The following is a 4,901-nucleotide window of genomic DNA, read 5'->3' on the forward strand; positions in this document are numbered from 1 at the left end:
CGCTGAAGGTGTGGTTCTGCTCAGGGTCGAGCACTTCCAGCAGCGCCGACGACGGGTCGCCACGGAAGTCCATGCCCAGCTTGTCGATCTCGTCGAGCAGGAACAGCGGATTACGCGTGCCGACCTTCGACCGGCTCTGCAGCACCTTGCCCGGCATGGAGCCGATGTAGGTGCGACGGTGGCCGCGGATCTCGGCTTCATCACGCACGCCGCCCAGCGCCATGCGGACAAACTTGCGCCCGGTGGCCCGCGCGACCGACTGGCCGAGCGAGGTCTTGCCGACGCCGGGGGGCCCGACCAGGCACAGGATCGGCGCCTTGACCTTGTCGACGCGTTGCTGCACCGCGAGGTACTCGAGGATGCGGTCCTTGACCTTCTCCAGGCCGTAGTGATCCTCGTTCAGCACGTCTTCCGCGTGGGCAAGGTCGTGCTTGATCTTGGTCTTCTTGGTCCAGGGCAGGTTGATCAGCGTGTCGATGTAGTTGCGCACCACGGTGGCCTCGGCCGACATGGGCGACATCAACTTGAGCTTCTTCAGCTCGGCATCGACCTTCTTGCGCGCGTCCTTGGGCATCTTCGCGGCAATGATCTTCTTTTCCAGCTCCTCCATGTCGGCGCCTTCTTCGCCGTCACCGAGTTCCTTCTGGATGGCCTTGACCTGCTCGTTCAGGTAGTACTCGCGCTGGCTCTTCTCCATCTGGCGTTTGACGCGGCCACGGATGCGCTTTTCAACCTGCAGGATGTCGACTTCGTGCTCGAGCTGCTCGAGCAGCTTCTCCAGCCGCTTGTCGACGGCAAAGAGGTCGAGCACCGACTGCTTGTTCTCGAGCTTGAGGGGCAAGTGCGCCGCGATGGTGTCCGCCAGGCGACCAGCATCGTCGATGCCCGCGATGGAGGTGAGGATCTCCGGCGGGATCTTCTTGTTGAGCTTGACGTACTGGTCGAACTGTTGCGTCACCGCGCGGCGAAGGGCTTCGACTTCCGGCTTGGCGTCGGTCTCGGGCGGCACAGGGCTCACCTCGGCCATGAAGTGTTCGCCGTTGTCACTGATGGACAAGGTGTTGGCGCGCTGGATGCCTTCGACCAGCACCTTCACCGTGCCGTCGGGCAGTTTGAGCATCTGCAGGATGCTGGAGACGCAGCCGACCTCGAACATGTCGTCAGGCTTGGGCTCGTCCTTGCCGGCAGCACGCTGCGCCACCAGCATGATCTGGCGACCGGCTTCCATCGCAGCTTCGAGTGCCTTGATGGACTTGGGGCGACCCACGAACAGCGGGATCACCATGTGGGGGAACACCACCACGTCGCGCAGCGGAAGCAGCGGCATCGTGATCGGTTCAGCAGGCAAAACGGGATGTCCGGACATTGGAACCTCTCTTTCTCAAGCCCACATAGGGCCCGAGCGTTCATTTGCAAGATGCCCGCGCCTTACTGCGCACGGGCCATTCAGGATCCTCAGTCTCAGCAGCGAGACGGGCTCAGGCACTGGCCTTCGCCTGTTCGCGGTACACCAACAGGGGCTTGGCGTTCTCTTCGATGGTGTGCTCGTCGAGCACCACCTTGGCCACACCGTCCAGTGTGGGCAATTCGAACATGGTGTCGATCAGGCTCAATTCCATGATCGAGCGCAGGCCGCGGGCGCCGGTCTTGCGGGCCAGCGCCTTGCGCGAGATGGCGGTCAACGCAGATGGGCGGATCTCAAGCTCCACGCCGTCCATGGCGAAGAGCTTCTGGTACTGCTTGACCAGCGCGTTCTTCGGCTCGGTGAGGATCTGCACCATCGCCTCTTCGGTCAGTTCACCCAGCGTGGCCACCACAGGCAGGCGACCGACCAGTTCGGGGATCAAGCCGAACTTGATCAGGTCTTCGGGCTCGACTTCGCGGAAGACTTCGGACACCCGCTTCTCGCTCTTGGTGTGCACCGTGGCGCCGAAGCCGATGCCCGACTTCTCGGAGCGGTTCTGGATCACCTTCTCCAGCCCGTCGAACGCACCGCCACAGATGAACAAGATGTTGGTCGTGTCGATCTGCAGGAAGTCCTGGTTGGGGTGCTTGCGGCCACCTTGCGGCGGCACGGAAGCCATGGTCCCTTCGACCAGCTTCAGCAAGGCCTGCTGCACGCCCTCGCCCGACACGTCGCGTGTGATGGAGGGGTTGTCGGCCTTGCGCGAGATCTTGTCGATCTCGTCGATGTAGACGATGCCGCGCTGCGCCTTGTCGACGTCGTAGTTGCAGTTCTGCAGCAGCTTCTGGATGATGTTTTCGACGTCCTCGCCCACGTAACCGGCTTCGGTCAGCGTGGTGGCGTCAGCGATCACGAAGGGCACGTTGAGCAGGCGCGCCAGGGTCTGCGCCAGCAAGGTCTTGCCGGAGCCCGTGGGCCCGATCAGCAGGATGTTGCTCTTGGCCAGTTCCACCTCGTCCTTGGTGGTGGCCATGTGCTTGAGGCGCTTGTAGTGGTTGTAGACGGCCACCGCGAGCGTGCGCTTGGCCGCCTCCTGGCCGATCACGTACTGATCGAGGCTCGCCTTGATGTCGCTCGGGACCGGCAGGTCGGACTTCGCAGCGCGGGCCTCGGGGGTGTCTGCTGGAACTTCATCGCGAATGATGTCGTTGCACAGCTCGATGCACTCGTCGCAGATGAAAACCGATGGGCCTGCGATGAGCTTCTTCACCTCATGCTGGCTTTTGCCGCAAAAGGAGCAGTAAAGAACTTTCTCGCTGGAGGAGCCTTTTTTTTCGGCCATGTATGGGGGGCGCTGAGGCGTAGAAGAGGCTGAGTGGATGATAGAGCAAAAGAAAACGGGGCCTAGGAGGGAAAAAAGGCCCCGTTTTGATCGCTGTTACGGGCGTTGCCCCAGTGGTTTGGTGTCAGGTGGCGGCACCCGGAACTGCGCGTCTGTTCACGACCTGGTCGATCAGCCCATAAGCCTTTGCTTCTTCCGGGTCCATGAAGAAGTCGCGTTCCATGTCGGCGCGGATCTTCTCCAGCGGCTGGCCCGTGCGCTCGGCGTAGATCTTGTTGAGCTGCTCGCGGGTCTTGAGGATCTCGCGGGCGTGGATCTCGATATCCGTGGCCTGGCCCTGCGCGCCGCCCGAAGGCTGGTGGATCATGACGCGCGCATTCGGCAATGAGAAGCGCTTGCCCTTGGCACCGGCCATCAGCAGGAAGGAGCCCATGCTGGCAGCCATGCCGACGCACATGGTGGAGACGTCGGGCTTGATGAACTCCATGGTGTCGAAGATCGACATGCCGGCCGTGACCGAACCGCCCGGCGAGTTGATGTAGAAGTGGATGTCCTTGTCGGGGTTTTCGCTCTCCAGGAAGAGCAACTGCGCCACCACCAGGCTGGCGGTTTGGTCGGTGACGGGGCCGACCAGGAAGATGATGCGCTCGCGCAGCAAGCGACTGTAGATGTCGTAGGCGCGCTCGCCGCGGCCCGACTGTTCGATGACGACGGGCACCATGCCCAAGCCTTGTGTGTCCAGCGCGCTCATGTGACGTGTCCTTGAAGAATGATCGGTACAGGTTGGGTCGGATTATGTCGCGTCAAGAGAGACGCCATGCAAACCATCACAACAAACAACAAGGGCGCCAGAGCCTTTCGGCCCGGCGCCCTCTTCGCGTGAACGAAGCGGCGATCAGCCGGCCATCAGTTCGTCGAACGGCAGCGCCTTGTCGGTCACTTTGGCCTTGGAGAGAACGTAGTCCGTGACGTTGTTCTCGATCACAACCCCCTCGACCTCGGCCATGCGGTTGCGGTCGCTCAGGTACCAGCGCACCACTTCAGCCGGCTTCTCGTAGCTCTGGGCCATCTCTTCGATGTGAGCCTGCAACTGCTCGGGCTTGGCCTGCAGGTTGTTGGCACGAACCAGCTCGGCCACCACCAGGCCCAGGCGCACGCGGCGCTCGGCTTGGGGCTTGAAGAGCTCCTCGGGGATCGGGGCCTTGTCGGCGTCCTTGATGCCGCGCTTCTTCAAGTCGGCGCGGGCGTTCTCGATCATGCGGTCGGTTTCGCCCTTGACCAGAGAGGTCGGCAGGTCGAGCTCGGCGCTCTTGGCCACCGCATCCATCACCGCGGCTTTGTTGCGTGCCAGCACGCGGAACTTCACTTCGCGCTCGAGGTTCTTCTTGATGTCGGCGCGCAGGCCTTCCACGGTGCCGTCGGCAATGCCAAGCGCCTTGGCCAGGGCTTCGTTCACCTCGGGCAGGTTCTGGGCTTCGACCTTGTTCAGCGTGACCATGAAGTCAGCTTCCTTGCCAGCCACGTCCTTGCCCTGGTAGTCCTCGGGGAACTGCAGCGGGAAGGTCTTGGAGTCGCCGGTCTTCATGCCGCGCACGGCCTTCTCGAACTGTTCCAGCATCTGGCCTTCGCCGATGATGAACTGGAAGCCTTCGGCCTTGCCGCCGTCGAAGGGCACGCCGTCGATCTTGCCTTCGAAGTCGATGGTGACGCGATCGCCCTCGCCAGCCGCTTCGGCCTGGGCGCGCTGGGCGAAGGTGCGGCGCTGCTTGCGCAGGATGTCGAGCGTCTTGTCGATGGCCGCTTCAGTCACCTCGGTGCTGACACGCTCGATCTCGGCAGTGCTCAGGTCGCCCAGCTTCACCTCGGGATAGACCTCGAAAGTGGCGTCGAAAGCCATCTGGCCCTCAGGCGCGGCTTCCTTTTCGGTGATGCGGGGCTGGCCGGCAACACGCAGGTTGGCTTCGTTGGTGGCCTGCTGGAAGGCCTGGCCGACCTTGTCGTTCATCACCTCGTACTGCACCGAGTAGCCGTAGCGCTGGGCGACGACGCTCATCGGCACCTTGCCGGGGCGGAAGCCGTCGGCGCGCACCGTCTTCGACAGCTTCTTCAGGCGCGACTCGATTTCGGACTGGATCGTCGTGGCCGGCACCGTCA

4 protein-coding genes are annotated in these 4,901 nt (G+C 62.8%); all 4 read right to left on the reverse strand.

What is annotated here, in order from left to right; genetic code table 11:
* Nucleotides 1–1,366, reverse strand: a 1,366-nt coding sequence (locus VFL64_RS19305; RefSeq protein ID WP_489542009.1) for an LON peptidase substrate-binding domain-containing protein, incomplete at its 3' end; no start/stop codon positions are given.
* A 112-nt stretch (nucleotides 1,367–1,478) separates the two neighbouring features.
* Complete coding sequence (gene clpX, locus VFL64_RS19310; protein ID WP_489542010.1) at nucleotides 1,479–2,747, reverse strand: ATP-dependent Clp protease ATP-binding subunit ClpX; 1,269 nt, start codon at nucleotides 2,745–2,747, stop codon at nucleotides 1,479–1,481.
* Nucleotides 2,748–2,871: 124 nt separating this feature from the next.
* Entirely contained in the window at nucleotides 2,872–3,498 is a 627-nt protein-coding gene (clpP, locus tag VFL64_RS19315) for an ATP-dependent Clp endopeptidase proteolytic subunit ClpP (RefSeq protein WP_489542011.1), read from the reverse strand.
* A gap of 144 nt (nucleotides 3,499–3,642) precedes the next feature.
* Nucleotides 3,643–4,901, reverse strand: a 1,259-nt coding sequence (gene tig / locus VFL64_RS19320) for a trigger factor (protein ID WP_489542012.1), incomplete at its 5' end; no start/stop codon positions are given.

The sequence above is a fragment of the Rhizobacter sp. genome, from assembly GCF_035702065.1.
GTDB lineage: Bacteria > Pseudomonadota > Gammaproteobacteria > Burkholderiales > Burkholderiaceae_C > Rhizobacter.